Here is a 236-nt window from a genome sequence, read left to right as displayed (position 1 = left end):
GCGAGGGCCTCGGTGTCGGTGACGGATTCCTGGGCGAGGGCGGACAGGACTCCGTCCGGGCCGAGCTCGAGGAAGGTGGTGACGTTCTCGGCTTCCAGGGTGCGGATGCCGTCGTGGAAGCGGACGGCCTCACGGACGTGACGGACCCAGAAGTCGGGGCTGGTGATCTCCTCGGCGGAGGCGATCGTGCCCGTGAGGTTGGAGACGACCGGGATGCGCGGAGCCTCGTAGGACAG

General features: G+C 69.1%; 1 protein-coding gene. It reads right to left on the bottom strand.

Annotated features, from left to right (window positions below):
- The coding region (locus tag IE249_RS39660; protein ID WP_229860051.1) for an ACP S-malonyltransferase at positions 1-236 on the bottom strand (236 nt) is incomplete at both ends.

This window comes from Streptomyces anandii JCM 4720, assembly GCF_014650655.1.
Classification (GTDB): domain Bacteria; phylum Actinomycetota; class Actinomycetes; order Streptomycetales; family Streptomycetaceae; genus Streptomyces; species Streptomyces anandii.
Note: the sequence above shows the minus strand (reverse complement) of the source record. Positions and strands in the feature narration are given on the sequence as shown.